Source organism: Lujinxingia vulgaris, from assembly GCF_007997015.1.
Taxonomy (GTDB): Bacteria; Myxococcota_A; Bradymonadia; order Bradymonadales; family Bradymonadaceae; genus Lujinxingia; species Lujinxingia vulgaris.
In genome coordinates, this window is sequence record NZ_VOSM01000004.1 from 352,979 (window position 1) to 379,200 (window position 26,222).

22 protein-coding genes are annotated in these 26,222 nt (G+C 65.5%); 13 read left to right on the top strand and 9 right to left on the bottom strand.

The features are described from left to right. Positions 1-156: 156 nt before the first annotated feature. Positions 157-1,551 (bottom strand): MATE family efflux transporter, encoded by a 1,395-nt coding sequence (locus tag FRC98_RS10685; RefSeq protein WP_146981402.1) that lies wholly within the window; start codon positions 1,549-1,551, stop codon positions 157-159. Positions 1,552-1,869: 318 nt separating this feature from the next. Further along, positions 1,870-3,456, bottom strand: a complete 1,587-nt coding sequence (locus FRC98_RS10690) for an FMN-binding glutamate synthase family protein (RefSeq protein WP_146981403.1) — start codon at positions 3,454-3,456, stop codon at positions 1,870-1,872. Between the two features lie 200 nt (positions 3,457-3,656). Here FRC98_RS10690 and FRC98_RS10695 point away from each other — a divergent pair, with 200 nt between their 5' ends. From FRC98_RS10695 to FRC98_RS10730, 8 genes are all read left to right on the top strand, one after another. Continuing rightward, a complete protein-coding gene (locus FRC98_RS10695; protein WP_146981404.1) occupies positions 3,657-5,114 on the top strand; it encodes a hypothetical protein in 1,458 nt (485 codons plus the stop codon). Continuing rightward, on the top strand, positions 5,111-6,688 hold the full coding sequence (locus FRC98_RS10700; RefSeq protein WP_230467503.1) for a CheR family methyltransferase: 1,578 nt from the start codon (positions 5,111-5,113) through the stop codon (positions 6,686-6,688). The genes FRC98_RS10695 and FRC98_RS10700 overlap by 4 nt, the downstream gene beginning before the upstream one ends. After that, positions 6,678-7,283, top strand: coding sequence for a chemotaxis protein CheW (locus FRC98_RS10705; RefSeq protein ID WP_146981406.1), 606 nt, complete (start codon positions 6,678-6,680; stop codon positions 7,281-7,283). The genes FRC98_RS10700 and FRC98_RS10705 overlap by 11 nt, the downstream gene beginning before the upstream one ends. Further along, positions 7,276-8,973: a methyl-accepting chemotaxis protein gene (locus FRC98_RS10710; RefSeq protein WP_230467504.1), complete on the top strand. Its 1,698-nt coding sequence runs from the start codon at positions 7,276-7,278 to the stop codon at positions 8,971-8,973. Before FRC98_RS10705 ends, FRC98_RS10710 begins: the two co-directional genes overlap by 8 nt. Next, entirely contained in the window at positions 8,970-11,105 is a 2,136-nt protein-coding gene (locus FRC98_RS10715; RefSeq protein ID WP_146981408.1) for a hybrid sensor histidine kinase/response regulator, read from the top strand. Before FRC98_RS10710 ends, FRC98_RS10715 begins: the two co-directional genes overlap by 4 nt. Further along, on the top strand, positions 11,102-12,163 hold the full coding sequence (locus FRC98_RS10720) for a chemotaxis protein CheB (RefSeq protein ID WP_146981409.1): 1,062 nt from the start codon (positions 11,102-11,104) through the stop codon (positions 12,161-12,163). The genes FRC98_RS10715 and FRC98_RS10720 overlap by 4 nt, the downstream gene beginning before the upstream one ends. Positions 12,164-12,243: 80 nt before the next feature. After that, positions 12,244-14,055: a response regulator gene (locus FRC98_RS10725; protein ID WP_230467505.1), complete on the top strand. Its 1,812-nt coding sequence runs from the start codon at positions 12,244-12,246 to the stop codon at positions 14,053-14,055. A 147-nt stretch (positions 14,056-14,202) separates the two neighbouring features. Continuing rightward, the gene (locus FRC98_RS10730; RefSeq protein WP_146981411.1) at positions 14,203-15,045 is read left to right on the top strand and encodes a hypothetical protein; all 843 of its coding nucleotides are present in this window, start codon (positions 14,203-14,205) and stop codon (positions 15,043-15,045) included. A gap of 23 nt (positions 15,046-15,068) precedes the next feature. On the opposite strand, the gene FRC98_RS10735 is transcribed toward FRC98_RS10730, so the two are convergent. The 3 genes from FRC98_RS10735 to FRC98_RS10745 form a co-directional block, all read right to left on the bottom strand. Further along, complete coding sequence (locus tag FRC98_RS10735) at positions 15,069-15,965, bottom strand: MaoC family dehydratase (protein WP_146981412.1); 897 nt, start codon at positions 15,963-15,965, stop codon at positions 15,069-15,071. Continuing rightward, positions 15,965-17,809 (bottom strand): hypothetical protein, encoded by a 1,845-nt coding sequence (locus tag FRC98_RS10740; RefSeq protein ID WP_146981413.1) that lies wholly within the window; start codon positions 17,807-17,809, stop codon positions 15,965-15,967. Before FRC98_RS10740 ends, FRC98_RS10735 begins: the two co-directional genes overlap by 1 nt. A gap of 159 nt (positions 17,810-17,968) precedes the next feature. Further along, positions 17,969-18,865, bottom strand: a complete 897-nt coding sequence (locus FRC98_RS10745; protein ID WP_146981414.1) for a TIGR01777 family oxidoreductase — start codon at positions 18,863-18,865, stop codon at positions 17,969-17,971. Between the two features lie 223 nt (positions 18,866-19,088). Between FRC98_RS10745 and FRC98_RS10750 the strand changes: the two genes are divergently transcribed. After that, positions 19,089-20,840 (top strand): GGDEF domain-containing protein, encoded by a 1,752-nt coding sequence (locus FRC98_RS10750; protein WP_146981415.1) that lies wholly within the window; start codon positions 19,089-19,091, stop codon positions 20,838-20,840. A 23-nt stretch (positions 20,841-20,863) separates the two neighbouring features. Here FRC98_RS10750 and FRC98_RS10755 read toward each other — a convergent pair whose 3' ends face one another. Both FRC98_RS10755 and FRC98_RS10760 read right to left on the bottom strand, forming a co-directional pair. Further along, positions 20,864-21,535 (bottom strand): hypothetical protein, encoded by a 672-nt coding sequence (locus FRC98_RS10755; RefSeq protein ID WP_146981416.1) that lies wholly within the window; start codon positions 21,533-21,535, stop codon positions 20,864-20,866. A gap of 390 nt (positions 21,536-21,925) precedes the next feature. Continuing rightward, positions 21,926-22,414, bottom strand: a complete 489-nt coding sequence (locus tag FRC98_RS10760) for a peroxiredoxin (protein ID WP_146981417.1) — start codon at positions 22,412-22,414, stop codon at positions 21,926-21,928. A gap of 65 nt (positions 22,415-22,479) precedes the next feature. Between FRC98_RS10760 and FRC98_RS10765 the strand changes: the two genes are divergently transcribed. Continuing rightward, positions 22,480-23,106, top strand: coding sequence for a cysteine hydrolase family protein (locus FRC98_RS10765; protein ID WP_146981552.1), 627 nt, complete (start codon positions 22,480-22,482; stop codon positions 23,104-23,106). A gap of 30 nt (positions 23,107-23,136) precedes the next feature. Here the strand turns inward: FRC98_RS10765 and FRC98_RS10770 are convergent, their stop codons facing one another. Then, positions 23,137-23,589, bottom strand: coding sequence for a hypothetical protein (locus FRC98_RS10770; protein WP_146981418.1), 453 nt, complete (start codon positions 23,587-23,589; stop codon positions 23,137-23,139). Positions 23,590-23,756: 167 nt separating this feature from the next. On the opposite strand from FRC98_RS10770, the gene FRC98_RS10775 reads away from it, so the two are divergent. Beyond that, positions 23,757-24,122, top strand: coding sequence for an SPW repeat protein (locus tag FRC98_RS10775; RefSeq protein WP_146981419.1), 366 nt, complete (start codon positions 23,757-23,759; stop codon positions 24,120-24,122). A 164-nt stretch (positions 24,123-24,286) separates the two neighbouring features. Here FRC98_RS10775 and map read toward each other — a convergent pair whose 3' ends face one another. Further along, entirely contained in the window at positions 24,287-25,051 is a 765-nt protein-coding gene (gene map, locus FRC98_RS10780; protein WP_146981420.1) for a type I methionyl aminopeptidase, read from the bottom strand. A gap of 284 nt (positions 25,052-25,335) precedes the next feature. Here map and FRC98_RS10785 point away from each other — a divergent pair, with 284 nt between their 5' ends. After that, on the top strand, positions 25,336-25,731 hold the full coding sequence (locus FRC98_RS10785) for a hypothetical protein (protein WP_146981421.1): 396 nt from the start codon (positions 25,336-25,338) through the stop codon (positions 25,729-25,731). Between the two features lie 125 nt (positions 25,732-25,856). After that, positions 25,857-26,216: a hypothetical protein gene (locus FRC98_RS21495; RefSeq protein WP_230467506.1), complete on the top strand. Its 360-nt coding sequence runs from the start codon at positions 25,857-25,859 to the stop codon at positions 26,214-26,216. The last annotated feature ends 6 nt before the right edge of the window (positions 26,217-26,222 follow it).

Here is a 26,222-nt window from a genome sequence, read left to right on the forward strand (position 1 = left end):
CGCATAAATACACAACCTCTCCGTGCCCGAAGTCACCCGCAAAAAAACCGACGAGCCGAAGCTCGCCGGTTTTTTCAGGCGTCGTGTTGCGGGTTGCCACCACGACGCGATGGCGTCACCTGCCTGACCTTCGTACACCTGACCGCGTTGAAACGATCAGGCGGCGCGGCGGCGCAGGCGCGCGCGAAACGGCCGGCGCACCTGAGGATTGACCAGCGCGCGCCTCCAGCCCTCGCGCTGAAAACGCAGCGCCAGCACACCGGCCACCACCGCCATCTCGACGACCAGCGCCATCCACGCGCCCACCGCCCCGAGCTCCAACACGTAGGCAAATAGATAGGCAAAGGGCACCAGCAAGAACCAGGAGCCGGCAATCCCGGCGAGCATCGTAAAGCGGGTGTCCCCGGCACCGTTGAGGGTGCCCGCGGTCACGATCACGGTGGCGTCAAAGAGCTGGAAGATCGCCGCCACAATCAACAACTTACCGGCCAACGCGATCGTCGCCGCGTCACTGGTAAAGACGCCCACGATCGACTCGTGGAAGAGCACAAAGCTCACCCCGAAGAGCCCCATCAAAAGCCAGGTGAGCACCAGCGCAGCCTGGTAGGATCGGGCCACCTCCGAGTAGTGCCGGGCGCCCACGTGCTGGCCGGCCATAATCGTGGCGGCCTGGCCGATGCCTTTGCCCGGCAAAAAGCTCACGCTGACGACTTTCAGCGCGATCTGGTGGGCCGCAAGCTCCACGGTGCCCAGGCGAGCGAGCAGCGCGGTGAAGAGCGTAAACCCGCCGATACCCAGCACATAATGCACGCCCATCGGCAGCCCCAGCCGCCCGATCGAGCGCACCACCTCCAGCGGCACCCGGCGCAACAGCCCGGAGTGACGCGCAAAATGCCAGAGCACCGCCACCAGGCCCACGCCCTGAGCGATCACGGTCGCAATCGCCGCGCCCTGCACCCCGATGGCCGGAATCGGCCCCAGCCCGAAGATCAAGATCGGGTCGAGCACGATGTTGATGGCGTTGGCCAGAATGTTGATCTTCATCGGCGTACGCGTATCGCCCACGCCCTGGTAGTAGTTGCACAGGGCCAGCGAGATGTACCAGAGACCGGCGCCCAGCGCGCGAATCCCAAAATACTCGCGCGCCATCGCCTGCACATGCGCCTCCCCGCCCAGCGCCTGGAAGATCCACACGTCGAGCAGGCTCAGCCCCACCACCGCAAGCCCGAAGGGAATCGCCAGCAGCACCCCGGCGCTGGCGCTCTGCAGCGCGCGCTCCTTATTGTCGGAACCGCTGGCCTGCGAGGCCACCACGCTCACCCCCTGGAGCGTGCCCATAAAGAAGCCGTTGATCAGAAAAGTCGCCGTCGTCGCAAGCCCTACCGCCGCCAGCTCCGCGGTGCCCAGCCACCCCACAAAGAGGGTGTCGGCCAGCTCCATCGCGGTAAACGAGAGCATGCTGATCACGATGGGCCAGGAGAGGCTGGCCACCCGTGGAATGCGCTCGGCCAGGCTGCGGCGGCGCTGTTCAACACCTTGTCGTCGAAACATCTCTTACCTCGTTTGCGTCAGGGCAATCCCTGCGAACCTGGCAAGAAATCAAAAGGCCGCAGGAAGGGATTCCTGCGGCGCTGGAAAAATACGTTATTTCTGTAAATTTAACGTTTCGTTACCGCAGGAGGGTCGGCGATCAGGTCGCCGAAGACGTGGCCGCTGCCGCCGGCAGCCGGCTCGCCAGGATGTGGGAAGGTGGGGTTGGACATCGTCTTCCGAACTCTGCAGGTACGCCAGGCACGGTGGGCCTCAGCGAGTGATGGCCCCCCTTCGTGGGGGCACGACCATCGTTTCAATCAGAAGGTGCTGGCGAAGTCAAACGTCGACCTCAACCGGCTCCGCAGCGCTTGACTCCGCGGCCAGCCCTACGAGCGCCGCGGACTCGTCGGCCACACTCACGGGCACCTCCTGCTCCAGCGCGGGGCGTTCAATATGGGCCGCGGGGTAGCCGAAGATCTCGCGGGCGGTGCGCGCACCGAAACACTCGTCGAGGATCTCAAAATGATCCAGGGTCACGGCCGAGGGGTGCGCCACGCCCACCGCCCGCGTCAGCCACATCACCTCTTTTCGCAACGTGACCATGTAGTTGGCCAAACGCGCGGCCTTGTTGGTCGGGTCGAGTCCGCGCATCAGCCAGCGGTTCTGCGTGGCGACGCCCGCCGGGCAGCGCCCGGTGTGGCAGGCCTGCGCCTGGATGCAGCCGATCGAGAGCATCGCCTCTCGGGCCACGCCCACCATGTCGACGCCCATCGCAAAGGCCAGCAGGGAGGCCTCGGGGAAGCCCAGCCGACCGGTGCCCATAAAGACGATATTGTCCTGAATGCCACGGCTGGCGAAGATCTTATAAACCCTTGAAAACGCGAGCTTAAATGGAAGCGCCACGTTATCGGCAAAGACCAGCGGCGCCGCGCCGGTGCCGCCCTCCCCGCCGTCGATGGCGATGAAGTCCACGCCGCGATCGCCGGGCACCATCTTATCGGCCAGCTCCTCCCAGAAGCCCAGGTCGCCTACGGCCGACTTGATGCCCACCGGCAGGCCGGTGGCCTGGGCGATGGATTCCACAAAATCAAGCAGTCCGTCCACATCGGAAAACGCCGAGTGGCTGGCCGGGCTGATGCAGTCCTGCCCCATCGGAATGCCGCGAATCTGCGCGATCTCCGCGGTGATCTTCTCCGAGGGCAGCACCCCGCCGCGGCCGGGTTTTGCGCCCTGGCTGAGCTTGATCTCAATGGCCTTGACCGGGTGCTTCTCCAGACGCGCCAGCAGCTCCTCCATCGAGAAGTTCCCGTCGCGGTCGCGCGCGCCGAAGTAGCCCGTGCCCAGCTGCCAGATCAGCCCGCCGCCGTGCTGGTGGTATGGCGAGATGCCCCCCTCCCCGGTGTTATGCAGCGCACCGGAGATAGCGCAGCCGCGGTTGAGCGCCTCAACCGCCGGCCCACTCAGCGAGCCATAGCTCATCGCCGAGACATAAAAGACCGATCTGGGCCGAAAAGCCTTCGCTCGCCCGCGCGCCCCGCCGAGCACCTTGGCGCAGCCGATGGGGTGAAGCTCATCGTAATCCTCATCGCCCGGCTGCGGCTCGGGGTAGGGAAACACCGAAGGCTTGATCACCAGGTAATTCGGCGAGGTCTCCAGATCGTTGCCGGTACCAAACCCGAAGTAGTTGTTTTGTTTTTTGGCCGAGGCGTAGACCCAGCGACGCTGATCGCGTGAGAAGGGTCGCTCCTCGGCGTTGTTGGTCACGATGTACTGCCGGAGTTCCGGCCCCACCGACTCCAACATGTAGCGGAAGTGCCCGATAATCGGGAAGTTTCGCAGGATGGCGTGCTTGCGCTGGGTCACGTCGTAGACCACCACAAGCAGCAAGAAGAGAAGGACTGCACCGGAGATCGTCCACACCATGGTTAACCTCACAGTCCCAACGCCGGGGCGATGGGAATCGTTATGTTCGAGTTGGAAAGAGGGGGGCGAGGTGTCAATCACGGGCACGCTAACATAGCGGCGGCTCGCTGGCCAAAGAAGGCGGGCTCCTCTACGATGGCCCTGATCCCTAATGGCCCATAGCCGCGCTCTGCGCGGCGATCCCGACCTCGGAACGATGTATGCGTCAGCACCTCCCCCTGATTTTTGCGCTCACCACCGCGACTCTTTGTGCCGGCTGCGATCGCGACAACGTACCTGCGCCGGCGGAGGCTCCCGCAGAAGACCTCGCCCCCCGGGCCTTTGTCGAAGCGCTGCCCGAGATGCTCACCCCGAGTGAGCTGAAAGACGCGCCCGCGCAGCCGCCCCGCTATGATATTGGGGCGCTTGAGCGCTGTCCGCTTCGCTACGAGTTTATCGCCGACACCTCCATCGTCGCGCCGGAAGAGTTTAGCCCGAACGGACGCGCGCTCAATCTGAAGACCTCCCAACAAGGCTCCTTCATAGCGAGCGTTGAGGACGAGCGATGGGCCTTGCGCGCCGGCACCATCGATCGCTTTGAAGACGTCGAAGAGGAGCGGGTGCGCCACCCCGGGATTGCAGCTGACGCGCTTGCGCCGATCCTTTTGGAGGTCCAGGCCCAACAGCTTATTGAGGATGACGGCCCCACCGCGCTGTGGTCGGCGATGGGGGAGTTTCCCGGACTGACGATCTTCTTTCCGGCCCTTCCGGCCGAGGCCACCCCGGGCAGCAAAGCCACCTGGACGCCGCGCCTGCACCAGCGCGGCAGTTCCAGCGAAGTTGAGGCGCGGCGCGGCAAAGCGACCCCTCCGGCCGGCTACACCCACCCCCAACCCCAGGGGACCACCCACCAGGCCGAGGTCAGGCTGGAGCGCTGGCTCAACCTGGGAGAGACCCGCGCCGCACTGCTCACGTCGGAATGGTCCACCGGGCCGTATAAGGAGTACATGCGCTCACGCCAGGGGGCCACGCCGGAGCCTGTGCACGTGACCATTGCCAACACCGATAACTACGCGGCAACCTACGTCGTCAGTGAGGCCGGGCGTGTGCTCTTTGCCCAGGTGCAGTCGACCCGCGAGCAGCATATCACCAACACCGGCACCATGCCGGAGCAGCGTTTTTTGATCACGCTCACCGCCCGCATGAATCTGGTGGAGGGATGCGACGATCCGGTGCTTTCCAGCAGCGTCGAGAGCTCCGATGAGGAGACCGATGAGGCCACGCGTGCGGTCGACCGCTTTATCGCCGCGGTCAAGCACAACGACCTGGCCGCGCTCGACGCTCTGATCAGCCCGGCGCTTCGAGAGCAACCCGGGAGCGACGTGATCCTCGAGACGCTGCGCTCGCACCTGCAAAAACACGGTCCCAACGCGCTCGGGCATCCCGAACTCCCCACCGATCTGATGGCCCTTAACCAGGGCCACCGCGTGGAGCTGGTGGGAGCCTCCACCCACCTGGCCGGTCAGGAGAATAACGTGCTGGTGACCGTCTACTTCACCGAGCGCATCGACGGCGAGGTGCGCATCACGGGGCTGGGTGCAGATACCTCCGCTCGCGCGATGCTCTGGGAGGTGATGGAGATCACCGAGAAGCGCTTCTATTACGAGGACAACCCTTGAGTCCGGCGCCTGGCCTGCCCGCCTCGGCCGACAGCTCCACCGGCAGGCCGGTACCCCTGAGTGAGCTGCGGCCTGTGCTGGAGTGGATTCAGGAGCGCACCGGGCTGGTCTTCCCGCGCGCCCGGCGCACCCACGCGCTGCGCGCATTGCGAAAGCTCGTTCGCCAACACGGGATTGAGCCGACCGAGCTCGCCACACAGGCCCGCCACGATCCGGCGCTGCTCGACGCGCTCTACAACGCGTTGACCGTCTCCGAGAGTTACTTCTTTCGCATCCCCGAGCATTTTGAGGCGATCCGCGCCCGGGTTGTCGCTGAGCTTGAGCCCGGGGCGCGCCTGCGCTGCTGGAGCGCGGGCTGCTCCGAAGGTCAGGAGATCTACTCACTGGCGATGCTCCTCGATGAGCAGGGGCTCCTCGATCGCAGCGAGCTCTGGGCCACCGACCTCTCCCCGCAGGTGCTGGAGGTGGGACGTCGGGGGCGCTATCGCCCCTGGGCGTTGCGGGGGCGAGCCTGCCAGCCGCTGCGCGCACTGCTTACCGATGAGAGCGCGGAGTTTGAGGTCGCCGAGCACCTGCGTCGCGCGGTGCATTTCGCCCAGGATAACCTGGTGAGTGATGCGCCAGCGCCGGGCCCGGGCGCCTGTGGTCATTTCGATCTGATCCTCTGCCGGCATGTGCTCATCTATCTCGATAAGGAGTCGGTCGCACGGGTCACTCGCCGCCTCTACGCGGCGCTGCGCCCGGGAGGCTGGCTTTTATGCGCGCCGGCCGATCCACTGCTCTTTGAGCATGCCCCCTTCGAGGTACTGCCCTCGCCCGGCGGCCTGCTCTACCGCAAGCCTGAGGTTGAGCCGACGACGTACGCCCATCTCACCGCGAAGAACGAAGTGCGCGAGCCGCAGCTCCCGCCCACGGCTGGCCTCCCCGCCGAGTTTGTGAGCTCGCGTTCCGCGTTGGCGTCGATGCCAGGGCGCCCCGCAACGCCCACGCCGCCCCGATTACCAACATCCTCTTTGACGTCTACCTCACGCTCCGAGGTTGCATCGCCCGCTTTTGCCGCCTCGCCCTCGGTGCTTGACGATGCGCGCGCCGCCTTCGAATCCCGGGACTGGACCCGAGCAGTGAGGCTGCTCGAAGCGCCCGGGTTGGAGCCCACGGAGGAGGTCGCGCTTTTTCACCTGCGCGCCCTGGCCAACCTCGATATCGCAAGCGCACTCAGCGCGGCACAACGCTATGAGACGCTGCTCACGCACCACCCTCATTTCCATTACCTGCGCGCTCGGCTGGCCCTTGCCAGCCGCGACGACAACGCGGCGTTAAGCGCCGTCCGACGCGCGCTCTACCTGCAGCCAGACTTCCTGATGGCCCACCACCTGCAGTCGGGCATCTGGATGCACCTGGCCAACCCCGAGCGCGCTCGCATCTCCCTGACCACCCTCCAGCAACGCTGCAGCGCGCGCCCCGACGAGCAACTCGTCGAGTTGGGTGAAGGCCGCACCGTTGCAGCACTTCGCGCAGAAATCGAGGCCGCCCTGCGCTCGCTGAGCTCATCGGGAGGCGACCATGTCGGATGATACCCACCAGCGCTGGGCCGAGCTGCGCCGACGCATGACCCATGCCGAGCATCTGCTCAACCTGGCGAGCGCGCCTCGTCCCTCCGCCGCACAGTCGCGCCCGCCGGCGGTCAGCCCGGTGCGCGCCGAGATCACCCTCTTCTCGCGAGGCGATCAGCGCTACGCGCTCAGCTCCCGGCGCGTGCTTCGCGTCATTCGCCTGGAGCGCCTGCTGCGCATCCCCACGGCTCCCGATTCGCTGCTCGGCGCGACCTTTGACCAGGGCGAACTCCTCCCCGTCTTTGATCTTCACCTCTTCTGGCGGCTTCCACCGGTGGGGGTGCGCGACCTCCCCTGGGCGGTGATCCTTGGCGAGGGCGACCAACGCCTGGCCCTGGCCTGCGAAGACGTCGACGCCGACACCCGCACCCCCGAGCCCGAACCTCACCACCTTGAGGCGCTGCCTCGGGAGCTTGAGCGCACCTTCGTTCTGGGGCGCCTCTATGGCGAGACCCTCTGGCTCGACGCTGACGCCATTCTTGAAGATCCTGCTTTCGACCTTCATGACACCACGGCCACTTCGGCCCGCCTGCTCGACGAGACCCACCATGGATGAGCTTGAGCTCGCTCCCACCCCCTTCCGCTCTCTGACCACGCGCCTGGCATTTCTGACGATGGCGATGATCGCGCTGATGATCGTCGTGGTCATTATGATGTTCTCCCTGGCCTCCGAGCTCGAGGAGAGCCACCAGATGGTGATTGAGGCCCGCTCCACCGAGGCACACCTGGAGACACTCGCAGAGTTCGAGGCGCAATCCGACGAGAGCCTGCAGCATATCCGCAACACGATGTTCCTCCTCTTGTTGGTCGGGGGCGGCATCTGCGTCATCACCGTGGCGTCTCTGGTGAACACCACCCGCCGACTGCGTGGCCTCTCGCTCGCCAGCGCAAAGATCGCCAACGGGGACTTCGAGCATCGAGCCCCCCACGATCCACGGGGCGACGAGATCTCGATCCTCGGCAAAGCCCTCAACGCCATGGTCCAACGTATTCACAAGACTCTCGTCGATCAGAATCAGGCCAACCAGAACGCGTTGACCGAACACGCCCGCGCCAGCGCGATCTTTGAGGCGACCGCCGAAGCCATCGTCACCCTCAATGAGGCCGGTGAGGTCACCGGCGCCAACCTCGCTGCAGCCCGCCTCTTTGGCCGAGAACCGGAACAACTCGAGGGGCGCTACGCCGGCGATCTTCTCAAACTCGACGCCACCCCCATCGCGATGATCACCCGCGCCAGCGCCCACGAACCCATCGAGACGGAAGGCCAGGCCCTGGCTCACTCCGGCGACGCCATCCCCGTCTACGTGCGGGCCTCCTCGGTGCGCCATGAGGGCGAGCGCATCGGCCTGGTGGTCCTTCACGATCGACGCACTGAGGCCCGGGAAGAGGCCGAGCGCAACCGACTTCTGGGCATCATCCGCGAGCTCGCCAGCCAGCTCAGCTCGGCCACCGCCGAGCTGCTCGCCACCAGCTCCCAGCAGCACGCCGGCACCCTGGAGCAGATGGCCTCGGTCTCGCAGACCGTCGCCACCGTCGACGAGGTCACCGCTACCAGCGAGCAATCTGCCGAGCGCGTCCGCGCCGTCGCCGAGGCCGCCCGTCGCTCGGAGGCCATCGGCAAAGAAGGCCAGGACACCGTCGCCGAGACAACACGCCACATGGAGCTGGTGCGCAACAACACTGAAGAGCTCGCACGCCGGGTAGTGGAGTTGGCTGAGAACGCCAGCCAGATCGCCACCATCACCGCCACCGTCAACGAGCTCGCCGAACAGACCAACCTCCTGGCCCTCAACGCGGCGATCGAGGCCGCCCGGGCCGGCGAACACGGCCGCGGCTTCTCGGTGGTCGCCGCCGAAATCAAAGCGCTGGCCCGACAGTCAAAGGGCGCTACCAACGAGATCCAGACCATTCTTGCCACCATTCACACCTCCACCCGCGAGGCCATTGCAGCCACCGAGGCCAGCGACCAGAGCGTGACCACCACCATCGCCTCGGCCCACCGCGCCGGCGAGACCATCGACGTCCTCTCGCGCACCCTCTCGGAGACCGCCCGCGCCGCAAATCAGATCCTCGCCTCCTCCAGTCAGCAGGCCATTGGCATCTCCCAGATCAACGAAGCGATGAGCGCGATCGAAAGCGTCGTTCAACAGCACCTCGCCGCCAGCGGCCAGGCCGAGCGCGCGCTTGGCGAGCTCACCCAGATGGTTGACCGACTCGAAGAGCTGCTCGAGGCGCGCACCCTATGAACTCCGACCAGCTTCGCAACCGCCTGCGCCACATCTTCATCGGCGAGCTGCAGGAGCAGGTGGCCCGCATCCGCGCGGAACTTCTCGACTACGATCAGCTCGACCAGCCAGCGCGCCACGAGTCGTTGCAGATCCTCTTTCGGGCGGTCCACGCCCTGAAAGGAGCTGCTCGCGCAGTCGACGAACGGGCAATCGAGCGAACCTGTCACCGCTTTGAAGACGAGCTCGCCAGGCTCCGTGCCAGCCGCAGTGAGCTTCCGGCCGCGCTCATCGACGACTTCCTCTCTGTCTCCGATGCGCTGGAGCACGCCGCCGAACTTCTTGCCGCCGGCCAGCCGGTCCATGACGACCTCTTTACAGGCGCCGGCGCCGCAGCTCCGCCCGCACCTCCCTCCGCCGAGGCCGACGCGCCCGAACGTGCTGCAACCCCCGACAACGCCTCGCAGCCGCGTCCGGTCTCTGCATTTCATCGTGCGACGGTGCCCTCCGCGATGTCCGAGCGCCCCCCCTCCGCTGTACTCCGAGCGCTGGGTGCGTCTGCCGCCGACGGCCCCCAGCACGTTCGGCTGAGTGCTCCGGAGATCGATCGCCTCGTGGCGCTCGGTGGCGAGCTCTGGAGCACCCACCGCCGTCTTGAGCGCCTGTCCACCGAGCTTGCCGATCGCCCCGAACGCGCCCGAGACATCTCGACGACGCTCTACGAGCAATCCCGCCGCGTCAGCCGGCTGGTCGAAGATCTCAACGAGCGCCTTCAAGCTGCGCGCATGCAACCGCTCAGCCTCACCTACGAGGTGCTCGCCCGGGTGGCTCATGATCTGCGCCGCGCCTTCCCCCAACGCGACTTCGTCTTGCACTGCCGCGGGGGCGATCTGCGCCTGGACCGCGACATCATCGAAGGGCTGAGCACCGCGCTCCTGCAGCTGCTTCGCAACGCGGTGGTCCACGGCATCGAGCCCGTCGAAGAGCGCGTCGCCGCAGGCAAACCCGCCCGCGCCGCCATTCACGTCGAAGCGCATATTCAGGGTGATCATCTTCATATTGCCTTTCGGGATGATGGCCGCGGGATCGACTGGGAAGCCGTCGAAGCTGCAGCCCTCAAACTCCAACTTCCCGAAGTCACCAACGCCGACGAGCGCGTCGCCATGCTCTTTACTCCCGGCCTCTCCACCACGGGAGTCAGCAGCCACAGCGGCCGCGGAGTCGGGCTCGACATTGTCCAGAGCCACTTGAACCACCTGCGAGCGACCATCGCTCTGAGCACCGAGCCCGACGCCGGGACGGCCTTTTTTCTGCAAATGCCCGTGAGCCTGGCCACCACCGAGGCGCTCGTCGTCACCGCGGCCGGCCAGGATCTGGCTCTTCCTACAACCGCCATCGCCTCCCTCGATCGTATTCATTGCGCCGACGTTGAGCTCCACGACGGAAAGCTCTTCACCACCCTCGGCGATCAACGCACGCGCCTGGTTCATCTCAACTCCCTCCTCTCGCTCCCCGATCCCTCTGAGACTCCCACCCACCTCTGCGTTGTTGAGCTGCGCTCAAGCTCCGGCCGACTCGCCCTCATCGTTGAGGACTGGCACAGCGTGCAGACGCTCGTCGTCAAAAGCCTGGGACGACGCCTGCGCGGCCTGAAACTTCTGGGCGGCTACGCCCAACTTCCCCACGGTGAGGTTGCTCTGCTCCTGCAACCCACCGAACTTCTCGCCCGGGTCGCTGGCGCGCCGGCCAGTCTTCAGACTTCTCCCGCACCCACACGCGCGGTGCTCATCGTCGACGACTCGGTGACCACCCGCACCCTCTACCAGCGTCTGCTCGAAGACGCCGGCTGGCGAGTGCTGGTTGCCAGCGACGGCAAACAAGCTTTAGAACTTCTGAACTCCGCCCGCGTTGAGGCCGTCATCAGCGACGTCGAGATGCCTCGCCTCGATGGTTTTGAGCTCACCCGTGCGCTGCGTCATAACCCGACCACGCGACAGCTTCCCATCATCCTGGTCACCGCCCGCGCCTCCGACGAAGATCGCGCCCTGGGACTGGAGGCCGGCGCGGACGCCTACATCGTCAAAAACCTCCTCGACCCGGCGCTTCTGTTGCAGACACTCTCTGACTTCCTCCCGGCGGCGCCTCGATCATGACCCCTCCTTCACCCCCGCCTCTTCGGGTCGCCCTGCTCCTCCCGGACGCCCGACAGCGCCGCGACTTCCTCGACCTTTTAAACGCCGATCCCCACCTGGAAGTGATTCTGGAGATGGGCTCGCCAGTCGATCTTCTCGCACGACTCAAACGGGCCAACCCCAACCTCCTCATCATCGCGGAGACCCCCGACACAGCCCCGCTGACCACGACCGTCGCACACGTCATGAGTCAGGTGCCGATGCCCATCGTCATCGCCGCAAACACGCAGCGCTGCGACGATCCCCCCGGGCCTCAGATCATGGAAGCGTTGAGGGCCGGCGCGTTGACCGTACTCCCCGGTCCTCTTCACGAGCTGGGTGAAGACCAGCGTCGTCAGCTGCTTTTGACCCTCCATGACATGAGCACCGTGAAGGTCGTTCGCAGACGACAGTCGCAGCCTCCTCCTTCGTCGCTTCGCGAAGCGAAGCGACGCCCTCTCCCGGACATCATCGGCATCGCGGCATCCTCGGGTGGACCGGCTGCCCTCCACCAGATCCTCATCGAACTTCCCGAAGACTTCCCCACGCCGATCCTGGTCGTTCAGCACTTCACCGCCGGCTTCCTGACTCCCTTCATCCGCTGGCTCAGCTACGACACGCGCCTGGGCATCAGCGTCGCTCACCACGACGAGCCCCTGGAGCCCTCCCGCGTCTACATCGCCCCGGATCACTATCACGTGGGAGCATCGCAGGGGCGTATTGTCCTCAGCGACGCCCCTCCCATCGGCGGCTTTCGCCCCTCGGCCAACCACCTCTTTACGTCGCTGGCCGAACACTACGGGCCACGCGCATGGGGCATCATCCTCACCGGTATGGGGCGCGACGGCGTCGACGGGCTGATGGCCATGCGACAAAGCGGCGCGCTCACCATCGCTCAGCACGAGCAGGGCTGCGCCGTTTACGGAATGCCGCGCGCGGCTCTTGAATCCGGCGCCGCTGCCCACGCCCTCCCTTTGACTCACCTGCCTCGTCACCTCCTTCAGCGTCAGCTTCCTCATTCTCCTCCTCCCTCCGATTAGGTATTTTGGCGCGCGTATTGTAACCTTTCGTTTAGAGTCCGCTCTCTCGCATCTCACTGCCACGAATGATGGGACCCACGATGGGAAGCACTGCGTCCAAGCACGTCGCCACGCAACCGGCACGCATCCTGGTTGTTGAAGACAGCCCGACCCAGGCGCATTACCTGGCAGCGATGCTCGAAGACGCCGGCCACCAGGTTGAGATCGCCCGCGACGCCGAGAGCGCCTGGGATAGCCTGCAACAGCTCACCTTCGATCTCGTGCTCAGCGACGTGCATATGCCCGGCGAGAGCGGCATTGAGCTGTGCAGCCGCATCAAGTCCGAGTCCCGCTTTGAGCCGGTGAAAGTCGTCTTGCTCACGGCCCTCTCCGACGCACTTAGCCTGATGCGCGGCCTGGGTGCCGGCGCCGACTACTTCATGACCAAGGAGCGCGGCGACGACTTCTTGCTCCACCAGATCGACCGCGTTCTCAAACCCGAGAGCATCGCCGAGCCCCCATCCTCGGCCGCCCAGTGGGAGGGCGAACTTCAGGAAATCGATGAGACCCACCGCCAGCTGGCACGCATCCTCACCACCGCCTTCGAAGATCTCTACCTGATCAGCGATGAGCTGCGTGCCAGCCGCGAGAGCGTCCAGTCCACACTGCGCAGCGTCCTCAACACCGTGCCCGTTGGCGTCATCATCACCCGCGCCGACGGCACCACACGCCTGGCCAACCGCTCCGCCCGCGCGATGCTCGGCATCGAAGAGCTCATCCCCGTCTCCCAGTGGTGCGAACGCCTCAGCTTGCAAACCCCCGACCGACGCCCTCTGCTTCCCGACGATCTTCCCACCCACCTCACCCTCCAGGATCGCGAAGCGCGCCTTGAAGTTGAGCTGCTGATCAGCCGCGAAGACGGCGAACCTCTCCCGGTCCTGGTCAACACCCAGCCGGTCCGAAACAAGCAGGGCCAGCTCGAAGAAGTCATCACCACAGTCACCTCCATCGTGGAGCGCAAACGCATCGATATGATCCGCGAGCAGCTCGTGCAGCTCGACCACCTCGCGGCCATCGGCGAGCTCGCTACGAGCATCGCCCATGAAGTCAACAACCCTTCGGCGTATGTCATCGCCAACCTCTCAGTGGTGCGCCAGCACCACTGCAGTGAGCTGACCGCGTTTACCCGCAAACTCGACGCCCTTATCGCCGAGGAGCCAGACCCGGAGCGCGCCCGCGCGCTTGAGTCGCTGCTCAGCGCCCATAACGTGCGTCACCTCGTGGACGACCTCCAGGACACCATCGACGAAAACTTAAGCGGGATGTCCCGCATCAAGACCATCGTCAGTGACCTGCGCGACTTCGCGCGCCCTCCTTCCTCGCCGCCGATGGTCACTGTGGCTCTGCAAGACATCGCCACCACCGCGATGAAGATGGTCTACAACGCACTGCGCTATAAAACGAACTTCACCCTGCACGCTCCCCCCGAGCTGGCCTTTGTACGGGCCCAGCCCGTTCGCCTGGTCCAGGCGGTCCTCAACCTGCTGCTCCACGCCGCGCGCTCCTTCCCCGACGACCAGCGCGAGCGCAGCGTCGCGCTCCGCGTGCACCAGGACTCCTCGACCGCCTCCATTATCATTGAGGCCAACGGCAATGCCCCGATCGAACAAGACATCCAGGCCATCATCAGCCCCTTTCATCAAGGCCAGCTTCGCAACGAGCAGCGCGGCCTGAGCCTCTCGGTCTGCGCTGACATCATCAAAACCTTCCGGGGCACCCTTCGCCTGCACCCCCTTAATGACGGCTCGGGAATGAGCTTTGAAGCAACCTTTCCCCTACACGACGCGCCGGACACCGAGCCGGTTGAGCTTCGCACTGGCGAGCCCGATCACGAGTTTCCCGAAGAACCTTAAGCTCGCCGAATCCACCGGCGAGCGCATTTCCTGAAAAAAATAACAGGGAAAAAATCTTCAGCTTCGGCGTTGCTTCCAGCGCGGCGGTGGCGAGGATCTCTGCCCGCAACCGATGCATCCATGTCCACACTGCCTCTTGAGCTGCCCATGAGTATCCTCCCCGCCATCGCCCTGCTGATGAGCCTGCCCGCCCTGGCCCCCCCTTCCGGCACGGCCCCTGTGGCGGTGCAACCCACCACGGCGTTGCTCACACCTCCCCCTCACACGCTCATTCAGCCCGCGAGTGATCCCCCAACCTCCGAGTCGGTCCCACCTGATTTAAGCGGGCGTTTTGCCCAGAAGTTGGTCACCACTGCGCGCGCAAAGGTGATGGGCGTCGGTCGCGTCGATACAACCACAACCGCTTACCTCATCGTGGAGGTGGAGCAAGAGGGCACTCGGCTGCGCATGAAGTCGCGCGCGTGCAACGCCACCCTCGACGGCTCGCGTGTGGTTCGCACGACGATCCCCGATGCGTTTATCGAAAGCCTCCCCGAGCGCACCCGCCGCGGCACGCTGCGCCAGGACGGCGACACCTGGCGACTCGATGTGGCCCGAGACTGGGACATCCGCGGCGTTCGCCTTCGGGACCCGGCCAATGAGCCCCTGCCGGAAGACGCCGACGATCCCCGCGTCTTCGACCAGGATGGCGACGGCCACCCCGGCCTCTCCGTGCAGGTCGAGGGCCTCATCGATGGCGAAGTCCGCGTGGTGCAACGCGGGTGGGACGAATACACCTTTAGCGTCGATAGCGCCGACCACCTGCGCGGAAGCGTGCGCTGGAACAGCGAGCAGAGCGTCGTTGACGCTACCAGCCGCTTTCTGCGCGGCGGCCCCGAAGCCCGGCCCTTACCCGACCCGGAGCTCAATTACGTTGAGCTCAAACGCGTCGCCCCTTCGGTCGATTGCCAGGCCTTGAAGTCGCGGCCCGACGCCGTCTTCTCCGACTAACCATGCGCCGCCAGCGACGCCATTTACCCCACGCGCACTCGCCCCTCCAGATGCGTGAGACGACCATCCGGGCTCTGGCAGCGGAGCTCCAACCCGTCCTCCTCGTCATCGAGGGGCCAGGCGGCGATCCACAGCCGCGCCGGCAACTTCACCGGCTTGCGGAATCGCACCACCATCTCCACCGGCGCCCGAGCATCGATCAGCTCCTGCACCTCCCCCCAGGCCCGCGAAAGTGTCCACATCCCGTGCGCGATCGCGCGATCAAACCCGAAGGGCCGCGCCGTCCAGGCGTGCAGATGAATCGGATTGAAGTCGCCGGAGACCGCCGCATAGCGCCTCCCCAGGTCTTCGGGCGCGCGCACCATCACAGATACGCGAGCGTCGCCCTGCTCCCCGACCTCCGGCGCCTCCTTGCGACGCCCACGCTTCGAGCGCGCGCGGCGCACCGGAGAGAGAGCGCTCAGCCGGCTCTCCCACACAAGCTCCTCGCCGACGTGCGCCTCACTGACCAGCGTCACCACATAGCCGAGTTTCTCATCCCAACGCCCCTCTTCCACTCGCGCGCTCAGCCGCAGCACCTCGTTGACCTCAACGGGCCGATGCTGCGTCAGAGTGTTCTCCAGATGCACCAGCCCCAACGCCGGCAATCCGAAGTCGGCATGAGCGATGATCGCCGCATGCAGCGGCGTCGCCAGCACCTGCAGATAAGGCAAAGGTACGATGCCGTGATCGGCAATCCCACACAGCGCGCGATAACGCCCCAGCTCATCGAGGTCCACGCGCACCCGATCCACACGCGCGCTCAGCGCCTTCAACGCTGTCCCGGGAGTCGGCGCGGAACGCCGGCGAGCGGCGGCCTTCACATAAAGCGGCCCCAGCGCCGGCAACGCCTCAAACACCATCGCTTCTGCGCGCTCCATCACTTCACCTCCCAGACCGCTTCACCACGCCAGCTCGCCGGCCAGGCCGCGCCTTTATTGCCAGGAATTCCCCGCCCCTGCGGGTCGACCACGAAGTTGCCCACATCACCAAACGCGCGCTCGGTGTTGATCTTTTCGCCGCGCCGGCGCATCGCCTCCAGCGTCCCCCCGCGTGCCATATGAACGACCTCATGCGGCCCCGGCCGAAGATCGACAAGTTTGCCCTGACGGCGCGGATTCATCAGCTGCTCCTCGTTGCCGATCGGGTCGGCCACCGTCTTGGCTTTAAGCGTCCACACCAGCAGCGAGGTCGGGTCGCGCCCCTCAAAGGTCTTCGCCAGAAGATCGGGCTGGCCATAAAACGCCTTACCGATGTCATTCTGATTAACCGGACCCGCCATCAGGCAGAGGCCGGCGAGCAGGTCGCAACCTTCAGGAAGATCCATCACACCCATCAGCTCGGCGACAAGGCCGCTGCGCGCCGCGCACGCCCCGATGGCGCGCACGCACTGATCCCAGTCCAACCCGGCTCGCGCCACCTCGCGCCGGGAGAGCCCGCCGATGTAGATACGCTGGCCGGCCAGGCCAAAAGCCTTACGCCCCCGCTCGGCGTTTCGGCTAAACGCACGCCCCACCGGAAGGTCGGCCCACGTCGGCAGCGTCGCAATTACCCGGTCGGTGACCTCATCAAGTCCGTGCTGCACCTCGTTGATACGGGCCTGCCCGGCCGGCGTAAGCACGTCGACGCGCTCGAGCATCATCAGGCGTTTGGCCCGCTCCCGGTCGCAGCCCGTCCAGTGCGCAAACGCGTTGTACGCCGCCCGCCCGGCCATCACCGTCAGCTCCTCGGGCACCACCATCCCCTGGTCGTGCTGATACTCATCAGGCGCGCTCTCATCGGCGTTGCTCCCCGGCTGAATTCGCTCGCTCCGAAAGGCCATCAGGTTCGCGCCGATCTTGCGGCAGAGCTCCCGCTCCAACTCGACCTCTTCGCCGGGCAGCGCGCGCCCGACCTGCGCGACCAACGCCACCCGCCAGCCCTGAGCGCGCTCGGCCGCCGTCAATCCGCACATCTCCTCCATCGCCCGCAACATCGGGCGGTTCTCTCGCCGCCGCGGCTCACTGCAAAAAGGCGCCGAGAAGACCTGCGCGCGTCTCCGTCCGCACGACGCAACCACCGCCGCCCGCTCCATCGCATCGGCCAGAATCCCCACATGCAGCTGCTGCAGATACCCCACCGAGGGGATATCGTCCTCATGCCAGAACTTCTTGCGAAACGCGCGGTAGGGCACCGTCAGCAGGCTCTTTACCGGCTTATGTCCGACCAGGGTCAGGAGCAGCGTAAAAGGCGTGCGGTAAGGCCGGCTCAACACCACGTGCGTGCACGAAGCGTTGTCGAGCACGGGTGCATCCAGATGCCCCAGGCTGCGCAGCAGGTGCGCAAGCCTTACCGAGTCTTCGGGCCCAAAACTCACCTGACGATGCCCGCGAAAGTTCGTGGACTGCCGCGCGCTCATCACCCCTAACGCACACTCTTCAAAAAGCTCCCCCTCCTCGATCGCCTCCACCGGCCCAAACCCGCTCGGCCGCTCCAGCGAGAGCAACTTCAGCGCGTCCTGAGCCTCCTCCCGACTCAGCGCCACCCGGCGGCGATACCCCACTGGCGAGGCGCTGTGCAGTTCTTCAGGCAGCGAGTAGCGCGTCTTACGCTCCCCGGGTTTTGCAAAACTCGCCATGCGGCGGCGCGGGGTCTTCGGCGGAGTGATCGCCACCGCTTCCACAGGCTTCTGCTGACAACCATCACCACCGGCATGCCCGGACTGCACTTCAGGCTCTGCGCTCATCGTGCGCCTCCCTTCTGTGGGGGATTCAAGGTGTGTGTAAACACCGCCAGCCCTAGCCCGCCCCCGTGACTTTTTCAAGCCGAGGTGCGCTGCGGCGGTCGCATCACCAGCTCCCACATCCCCCAACACCAGCATCGCGTGCTGATGTTACCTGAGAGCTCACTCGCTCACCGCATCGCGCAGCGCCTCGTCCACCCGGGGATGTTCAAACGCGTACCCACCTTCTTGAAGACGCTTCGGACGCACACGCTGCCCGATGAGCAACATCTCTTCGGCCATCTCTTTGCCCAGCGCGATCTTCAGCGCAAACCCCGGCGTGGGCATCACCGCCGGGCGATGCATCGCTTTACCCAACGCCTTCGCAAACTCGGCGTTGGTCACCGGGTTGGGGCTGACCACGTTGACCGGCCCCTCCAACTCCGACTCCAGCAAAAGCCAACGCAGCGCCCCAACTACATCATCGAGCGCCACCCAGCTCATGTACTGATCACCGCTGCCCATCGGCCCGCCCACGCCCATCTTAAAGGGGAGCATCATCTTATCGAGCGCGCCGCCTTCCGAAGAGGTGATCACGCCGAGTCTGGCGTTAACCACACGCACGCCCGCCCCGCGCGCCGGCTCGCAGGCCTCCTCCCACGCCCGACACACCTCCGCCAGAAACCCCTCCCCCGACGGTGCCGTCTCGTCGACCCACTGACTGCCGGTGTCGCCATAATACCCCACCGCCGAGGCGCAAATCAGCGTCTTTGGCCCCTTCTCCATTCTCGCCAGCGCCCCGGCAATCAGCTCGGTGCCCTTGACCCGACTCTCCAGAATTCGCTTCTTCTGCGCCTCGGTCCACCGGCTCGCCGCCAGACTTTCCCCGGCAAGATGCACCACCGCATCGACCTCCGAGAGCGCCGCCTCATCGAGCTCGCCACGCTCCGCCGACCAAGAGATGCCCTCCCGCTCGCGCGAGCGCACCATCGCCACAACCTCCACCCCCTCGGCCTCAAGCCGCTCGCGCAACGCCCTTCCCACAAGCCCACGTGCCCCGCTGATCGCCACTCGCTTCATCACTACATCCTCGGCAAAGCCATTCTATCGCCGCGACCATCGGGGCGACTTCGGCTGCGAAAAGTAGAGCACCTCGCCTTGTTTTCAAGCCCCGGGTGTTTCCCTTCGCCCGTTAGAGGCATCGACACCGGTGATTCTTCCCTCTACAACGCCCCCATTCGAAGCATCTCCCCCTCGCTCCCGACCCGGACGAGGGCTTCTGCCACCTGCGTCCTGAGCGACGATGGCTTCTTCGACGCCCACACCTGCGCGCCCCCGACTCGCCGGCCTGCCTCTGATGGCCCTGGCGATGTTCGCTTTTCTTGCGCTCATGGTCGCCCCCCGCCAGACCGACGCCCAGCCGGCCCCCTCGATCCGCGTAAGCGCCAACTCAAACGTCTCCCTGGCACGCGGCGTCAAGGTCATCGCCGACGCAGATGCCCACTACACTCCAGCCGATCTTCCCGAACTTCGGCGCATCGCCGGCGATCTTCCCCTGCACACCGGCGGCACCCTCCCCTTCGAGGTGGGCCGCCACGTACTGCTCTTCGACGTCATCAACACCGCCCCAGACCCCAACGTCGTGCTCTCCTTTTTGCTCCCCACCGTGCAGGAGGTCGAGCTCATCGCCACCCCCAAACTTGGCGGCCTGCCTCAACATCTTCGCACCGGGCGCACCCTCCACGCTCTGGACCGCCCGCTGCCGGTCGTCGGCCACAGCCTGCCCCTCTCCCTGCGCCCGGATGAGCCCTACGAGATCGCACTCTTCATCACCGCGCGGGTCCCGCCGCACATTCACCTCGGTGAGATCGAGCTGCAGTCCCGACGCACCTTCAACCAGCACAGCCTGCGCCTGCAGATCACGCTCTTGCTCTCCCTGGGCATCCTGCTGGCACTCACGGTGCACTCCCTCTCCATCTGGGCGCGGGTGCGCGAGCAGGTCTACCTCTACTTCGCCTGCTACACCTTCGCCTCCGCCATGCTCTGGCTGACGCACTACGAGCTTTTGCGCATCTTCGTGATGCCCGACACCGACACCAGCCTGCTCAACCTGACGGCCAACAACGCGATGGTGCTCTTTGTGCTCCTCTTCTCCCGGGAGTTTCTGAGCCTGCGGCTGGTCTCACCGCGCCTGGCCCGCGTCTTCGATGCGGCCACCCTGGCCGTCACGCTCTTGCTCGGCGTCATCCCGATCGCGAGTTACACCCTGGTCTACCACCTGCAGGCCGGCGCCGCCGCGCTGGCGTTGAGCCTGATGGCCCTGGGCGTCTGGCGCTCCTGGCGCGCCGGGGTGAGCGCCGCCCGCATCTTTTTGCTGGCCTTTAGCCTGCTCTTCATCGGCGCCTCACTGACCATCGCCGACGCTATTATCCTCGATCTTCCCACCGCCACGGTGCGCCTGGCCACCCTGGCCAGCACCGCCTTAGGCATGCTCGCGATGGCCTACTCGGTGGCTGAGCGCATGCAACAACTTCAGGGCCGCGTCTCCACCGCCGAAAACGTCGCCCGCACCGACAGCCTCACCCGCCTGCGCAACCGCAGCGCCTTCGAAGAAGACATCGCCGCGATGCTCGACGCCGAGCAAAACCCCGACGTGATGGTCGTCTTCTGCGACCTCGACGGCCTCAAGTCCATCAACGATGAGCGCGGCCACAAACACGGCGACGAGCTCCTCTTCGCCTTCGCCGACGAGCTCCAGCAGGGCTTTCGCGACGTCGACCAGATCTACCGCATCGGCGGCGATGAGTTCGTACTTCTGCTCCCCAACCCCGGCGCCCCTGGCGAGCGAGACTGGCTTGAGAATCGCGTCGAGCACATCCTGGAACGCCTGCGCCGGCGAGGATTTGCACGCGCCGACGTCAGCATCGGCGCCGCCCACCTCGACGAGGTCGAAGGCGACCCGATGGGAGCCCTGGCCCTGGCCGACAGCCGCATGTACCACGCCAAGAACGCCAAAAAGAGCGCCGCGAAAGATCGCGCGCGCTCTCTGGCCTGAGCTCCCCCCAACAAAAGCTGCCCTCACTCCTCGATCGTCACCTCCAGGCGGAAGCTCCCCTCCGAGAGCCACTCCCCATCGACGAAGATGTAGCTGGGCACACCACCCGGCGCCTCAAAACTCAACGTCTCCGGGCTTCCGGGACCATTTAACACCGTGCCGGCCAGACACACCGAGGTCTCGCAGCCGCTACGCACGTAAATCATCGGATCGAAGCTCACCTCGTTGGGCTCCACCCGCACGCGGTAGCTGGTGGGCTCGCTCGGGCTCACCACATAAATGAGCTCCGGCCCGCTGATACGGCCGCTGGGGCAGCCATCGCCATCGGCGTCCTGGTTCTCCGGCGCTCCGACTGTCGTCTGGTCCTCAAGCACCACGCCCTCGCTCACGTCGATCGCCTGCTCACAGCTTGTGCCATCGCCTTCGGGTGTCTCATCGACGTCGGGCGCGTCGGCGTCCGGCTCTTCGGCATCGGGCGCATCCGCATCGGGCGCATCCGCATCGGGCGCATCCGCATCCGGCTCATCTGCCACGTCCGGGGCATTCGCATCCTCAGACGCATCCTCACCGGCGTCGCCGCCCCCATCCTGCAGCTGGCCGACATCCGAGGGATCTTCCGCATCACCGGCACAACCCGCAGCCCCCACGCCGCACACCAGCGCCACACACACCACCTTCCACATCATCGCTTTCATCGCATCTCCCGACGTCTTCACATCATCACTCGCGTTACCTGATCAATCGGCGCGCCGCGTTACGGCTCGCCACCTGCGATCTGCAGTGATAGCATCATTGCATTCGTCATTCACCTCTCCGGGGAGCTCGCCACACCGCCTCTGCCCGGACCGCCGCGCCCCCCCGGCTCGCCTTGGAGCGCGTCGGGCGGTGCTTATGCTCAATCATTGTGCCTATTTTACCCGACCACCACTCGCGCGCCCGCCTCCACGCCGTCTCGTCGCGCCGCTTCACGGAGGAAGCACCCTTATGGCTCTGACCCCGGACTCCTTTCGCAAAAGCCCCCACCTGCAGGCCACACTGATGATCTGCAGCGCGCTGCTCTCCCTGCTCGGACTTATAGCCTGGGCCTACTTCGGCGCCTGAGCCCCCTGCTCCAGCGCCGCGCGCACCGCCTCATAGAGCTCGTCGGCGCCGCGATGAAAAAGGCTGACCTTTTCCACAAAGACGTAGGCCAGCCGCCCATCCTGCCCCACCAGAAAGTTCGCCCGATGCGCCCGGCCCCCCGACATCATCCCGGTGCCGGCGTACGCGTCGATCACCTCCCGCTGCGGATCGGCCAGCAACGCAAAGGGAAATTGATGCTCCTCTGTAAAACGACGGTGCTTATCGATGGTGTCGTCGCTGATCCCCAGTACTGTTACCCCCAGCGACGCAAAACGATCGTAGCTGTCGCGGTAGCTGCATAGCTGTCGGGTGCACACCGGCGAAAAATCACCCGGGTAAAACACCAGCAGCACCGGCCCCCGCGCAAGCTCCCGGCTCAGACGCACCGGACGGCCCGAGGCATCGGGCAACTCAAAATCGGGCGCGCGATCACCGACCTCTAACTTCGCCATCTCATGTCCTGGATGCGATCACCACGTATACGTGCTTACGCTCACGATGTTGCTCTGGAGTTATGATGACGCTCACCGGCCTGCCTGACAAATCTTCCCTGGAGCTGCCCGAGCTCCCCATCACCAGCACCCTGACCCTCGACCCCAAAAGCACCGCCCTGATCGTCGTCGATATGCAAAATGACTTCGTCGATCCCGACGGCTCGCTCTTTGTGCAGGCGGCGCCCTCTACCCTGCCGGCGATTGCCGATCTGGTGGAGCGCACGCGCAAGAGCGGCGCCCGCGTCGTCTTCACCCAGGACACCCACGGCCCAGACGACCGCGAGTTTGAGATCTGGCCGGTGCACTGCGTCGAGGGCACCTGGGGCTGGAAGATCGTCGATCAACTCACCCCGAAACCCGGCGACCTCATCCTACGAAAGGCCCGCTACGACGCCTTCTATGGCACCGAGCTTGAGCACTACCTCTCGCGCATCTGGAAGATCGAGACCCTGATCATCGTGGGCACCGTCGCCAACATCTGCGTCGCCCAGACCGCCGCCTCCGCCGGGCTTCGCTGGTTCGATGTGGTCGTTCCCGCCGATGGCATCAGCGCGCTCACCGCATTTGACCAGGCCTCAACCCTGCGCCAGATCACCTCGCTCTACAACGGCAAGGTCCTCGGGCGCGGGGCCGACCTGAACTTCGGCTGAGCGCATCGTCTCGGCGCGTTTGACCGCGCCTCAGGCGCGCCCCGGGTTATACGAGGGCGGATCGCTGGCCGGAAAGGACTCCCAGACCGCCTCTTCGACCCGATCCTCATCATCGGGGGCGCGCCCCGAGACGCCGACGCGCTCCGGAGGCTCCTCACCCGGGCCGGTGATCGCCTCGGAGCCCTCCAGGTGCACCTCCTCCAGCGACTCGCAGATCGCTTCGAGGCGAGCATGGGTCTGCGCCTGCTCACGCTCCACAGCCTTGAGTGCGCGGCGCAGCGACGCCTCGGCGCTGCGCGCCTCGTGCTGGTCGGCGGCGTGCGCCCTGACCCACAGGGCATCCTCCACCGCCTTCTCCCGCTGGCTTAATGTCGTGTCGATCCGAGCCAGCAGAGCCCGTAGCCTGTGATGCTCACTCTTCCAGGCCCCCACCTCTCGCACCCAGCGCGCCATATCCGATACTTCGCTCTTCGTTGTACTCATAGCTCTCCCGGGTCTACGTCTCACCACTGAACTAACGTGGCCAAACCTGCTCACGACCGGCCCGATCGCAAGTCTCCGCCCCCGCCGACACGGCTTTGCCGAACACCCTCCCCACCGGTGTCTACCTTCTTGCCAGAGCCCCGCTCGCCACCACGCAAGGAGCCCCTATGGCCACCCTCACCCAGTCCCCTCGCCGCGCCGTACTGGTCTACGCCTTCATTCTGAGCGGCGGCATCTGGTTGCTGCTCTCCCCCTACCTGCTGGGTTTCTCCTGGGACCCCAACGCCTGGTGGAACGCCACGCTCATCGGCGCAAGCCTCACGCTCATCGCCCTTTTGCGCTTTGCCAACCCCACCGGCCTTACCGGCCTGCGCTGGACAACGGTCATCGTCGCCCTCTGGCTGATGATCAGCCCCTTTGTGGCCGACTACTACGACATCCGCGCCGCCTTCTGGAGCGCGTTTATCGTCGGCGCCCTCACGCTCATCGTCGCCACCAGTGAGGCCGCAAGCCGTCCCCTTCGCGCCAGATAGACCTTAAATCTCAAACACTTACAACCACACGCGCTTCACACAAAAAAAGGACGCCGGCGAGCGACGTTTGCTCGCGGGCGCCCCCGGGAGGCGCGTCGTTTGGTGAGGTTTTTTAGTCGGGTTGGTCGGGAAGGCGCGTGAAGTCCGACTCATGCCGCGAACCTTCACCCCACCTTTGACGCCCCCGCGCGACGCGTCAGCACGATCGGCTCATCGCGCGTGATCACCATCGTGTGTTCAAACTGCGCCACGAGCCCGCGGTTTTCGGTGAGCAGCGTCCAGCCATCGTCGCTGTCTTCGACCTCTTTGGCCCCCATCGCCAGAAAGGGCTCCAGGGTGAGCACCATGCCCTCCTTAAAGCGGCGTTTCTCGCTGCGATCGTAAAAATGCGGGATGAAGCTGGGCTTCTCATGAAGGCTGCGCCCGATGCCGTGACCGCCCAGGTTGCGGATCACCGTAAACCCGCGCTTGCGCGCCATCGTCTCCACCACACGCCCCACCATCTGAATGGGACGCCCGTGGCGCGCCATGCTCATCGCCTTCTCCAGCGCCTCTTCGGTCGCGCTGAGCAGGGCCTGCTGCTCCTCGGTGATCGTGCCCACCCCAAAGGAGGCGCCCGAGTCCCCAAAAAACCCGTCGAGTTCCGCGGAGACATCGATGTTCACAAGATCCCCATCGGCAATCTCCAGGTCGCCGGGGATGCCGTGGGCGGCGCGGTGGTTGACGCTGATGCAGGTCGCCCCGGGGAAGTTGTAGACGAGCTCCGGCGCCGAACGCGCACCGTGTTTTTCCAGGTAGGCGCGCCCGATCGCGTCGAGCTCCCCGGTGGTCATGCCCGCTTTAAGGTGGTCGGCCATCTCCTGGATGGTCTCGGCGACGATGCTTCCAATGCGTCGCAACTTCGTGAGGTCAGCTTCCGAAATGGCCATGGACGTTCCCTGAAGAAAAGGTTGCAAACCCCGCAGGATGCGGGCCTGCCCTCTTATGTCACAGTCACGCAAAAAAACTCAAAACGATTTCTTGGCCCTGCCCTACCCCGGCAGCGCTCGGCGTTGACCCGCGCAGTGTCGTCGCCTGCGCTGAGCTGTCAACCCGCCGGCCTGCCTGCCCACCCACTTTCGCCCGGGCATTTTGTGCCGCCGCAGCCGCCCCTACCTTTGAGGAGGAGCCCCGCGAGGTTGGGGCATCTCCACGTCGGACAAGGAGCCCAACGATGGAACATCCTCACCCGCAACGCCTGCGCCCGCCTCCCCGCGAGCGCTTTGCCGATGACGTCACCACCTTCGATCTGGTGCGCACCTTCGACGCGCTCGACCTTGAGGAGAGCGCCTCAACCGACGGCCACCGCCAGATCACCCTCTTTAAGCGCGGCCCCTTCACCCTGATGGCGCTCAGCTTTGAGGCCGACGCCACCTGGCCGCGTCACCTCACCGACGGGGTCGTCACCCTGGAGCTTGTCCGCGGCCACGTCGACATCTTCACCACCGAGGGCCGCCACACCCTGCTCGACCAGGGCTTATGCGTCATTCAGCCCCGCGTCGCCCTCTCGGTCCACGCCCCCAAAGCCTCGCATCTGCTCATGGGCGTGTACCTGGAGCCCGAAGACTGATCCCCGAAAAGATCGCGCCGCCACGCAACTTCCACCCATTCGACGCGATAACAGAAGGGAGAGGCGCACCCACCGTGGGGGGCGCCACCCTTCACTTCGGACTTCGATCTTTAAGGGGGATGGTTATGGCCCGCTCGTATACCTGCAGTGTTTCGCTCAAACCCTTCGACCACGCCCGCGCGCTCAGCCGGCTTGAAGCCCTCTTCCACGCCCGCAACGAGCACCCTCACGCGCCATTAAGCGAGCTGCGCGCCGCGCTCTTCGACGCCGGCGCCACCGCCTCACAGCTTGAGCGCACCCTCATCGCGCTGGCCACCCACCCCGACCCCCACGCCGACGCGCTGCTCGATCACCCCGCCCTCACCTTCACCTGTCAGCGCCGCGCCTTCGCGCTGACCATCGCCCGCAAGCTGCGCGCGCGGCGCCGAAGCCTCCTGCAGAAAAGCTCCGACGCCTCGCCGCACACCGGCCGCCGCGCGGCCTGAACCTCC

Bases quoted from the DNA above. Each gene is read 5' to 3' on its own strand.
- FRC98_RS10685 (WP_146981402.1), bottom strand. From the start codon at position 1,551: ATGTTTCGACGACAAGGTGTTGAACAGCGCCGCCGCAGCCTGGCCGAG.
- FRC98_RS10690 (WP_146981403.1), bottom strand. From the start codon at position 3,456: ATGGTGTGGACGATCTCCGGTGCAGTCCTTCTCTTCTTGCTGCTTGTG.
- FRC98_RS10695 (WP_146981404.1), top strand. From the start codon at position 3,657: ATGCGTCAGCACCTCCCCCTGATTTTTGCGCTCACCACCGCGACTCTT.
- FRC98_RS10705 (WP_146981406.1), top strand. From the start codon at position 6,678: ATGTCGGATGATACCCACCAGCGCTGGGCCGAGCTGCGCCGACGCATG.
- FRC98_RS10710 (WP_230467504.1), top strand. From the start codon at position 7,276: ATGGATGAGCTTGAGCTCGCTCCCACCCCCTTCCGCTCTCTGACCACG.
- FRC98_RS10715 (WP_146981408.1), top strand. From the start codon at position 8,970: ATGAACTCCGACCAGCTTCGCAACCGCCTGCGCCACATCTTCATCGGC.
- FRC98_RS10720 (WP_146981409.1), top strand. From the start codon at position 11,102: ATGACCCCTCCTTCACCCCCGCCTCTTCGGGTCGCCCTGCTCCTCCCG.
- FRC98_RS10725 (WP_230467505.1), top strand. From the start codon at position 12,244: ATGGGAAGCACTGCGTCCAAGCACGTCGCCACGCAACCGGCACGCATC.
- FRC98_RS10730 (WP_146981411.1), top strand. From the start codon at position 14,203: ATGAGTATCCTCCCCGCCATCGCCCTGCTGATGAGCCTGCCCGCCCTG.
- FRC98_RS10735 (WP_146981412.1), bottom strand. From the start codon at position 15,965: ATGGAGCGCGCAGAAGCGATGGTGTTTGAGGCGTTGCCGGCGCTGGGG.
- FRC98_RS10740 (WP_146981413.1), bottom strand. From the start codon at position 17,809: ATGAGCGCAGAGCCTGAAGTGCAGTCCGGGCATGCCGGTGGTGATGGT.
- FRC98_RS10745 (WP_146981414.1), bottom strand. From the start codon at position 18,865: ATGAAGCGAGTGGCGATCAGCGGGGCACGTGGGCTTGTGGGAAGGGCG.
- FRC98_RS10750 (WP_146981415.1), top strand. From the start codon at position 19,089: ATGGCTTCTTCGACGCCCACACCTGCGCGCCCCCGACTCGCCGGCCTG.
- FRC98_RS10755 (WP_146981416.1), bottom strand. From the start codon at position 21,535: ATGAAAGCGATGATGTGGAAGGTGGTGTGTGTGGCGCTGGTGTGCGGC.
- FRC98_RS10760 (WP_146981417.1), bottom strand. From the start codon at position 22,414: ATGGCGAAGTTAGAGGTCGGTGATCGCGCGCCCGATTTTGAGTTGCCC.
- FRC98_RS10765 (WP_146981552.1), top strand. From the start codon at position 22,480: ATGACGCTCACCGGCCTGCCTGACAAATCTTCCCTGGAGCTGCCCGAG.
- FRC98_RS10770 (WP_146981418.1), bottom strand. From the start codon at position 23,589: ATGAGTACAACGAAGAGCGAAGTATCGGATATGGCGCGCTGGGTGCGA.
- FRC98_RS10775 (WP_146981419.1), top strand. From the start codon at position 23,757: ATGGCCACCCTCACCCAGTCCCCTCGCCGCGCCGTACTGGTCTACGCC.
- map (WP_146981420.1), bottom strand. From the start codon at position 25,051: ATGGCCATTTCGGAAGCTGACCTCACGAAGTTGCGACGCATTGGAAGC.
- FRC98_RS10785 (WP_146981421.1), top strand. From the start codon at position 25,336: ATGGAACATCCTCACCCGCAACGCCTGCGCCCGCCTCCCCGCGAGCGC.
- FRC98_RS21495 (WP_230467506.1), top strand. From the start codon at position 25,857: ATGGCCCGCTCGTATACCTGCAGTGTTTCGCTCAAACCCTTCGACCAC.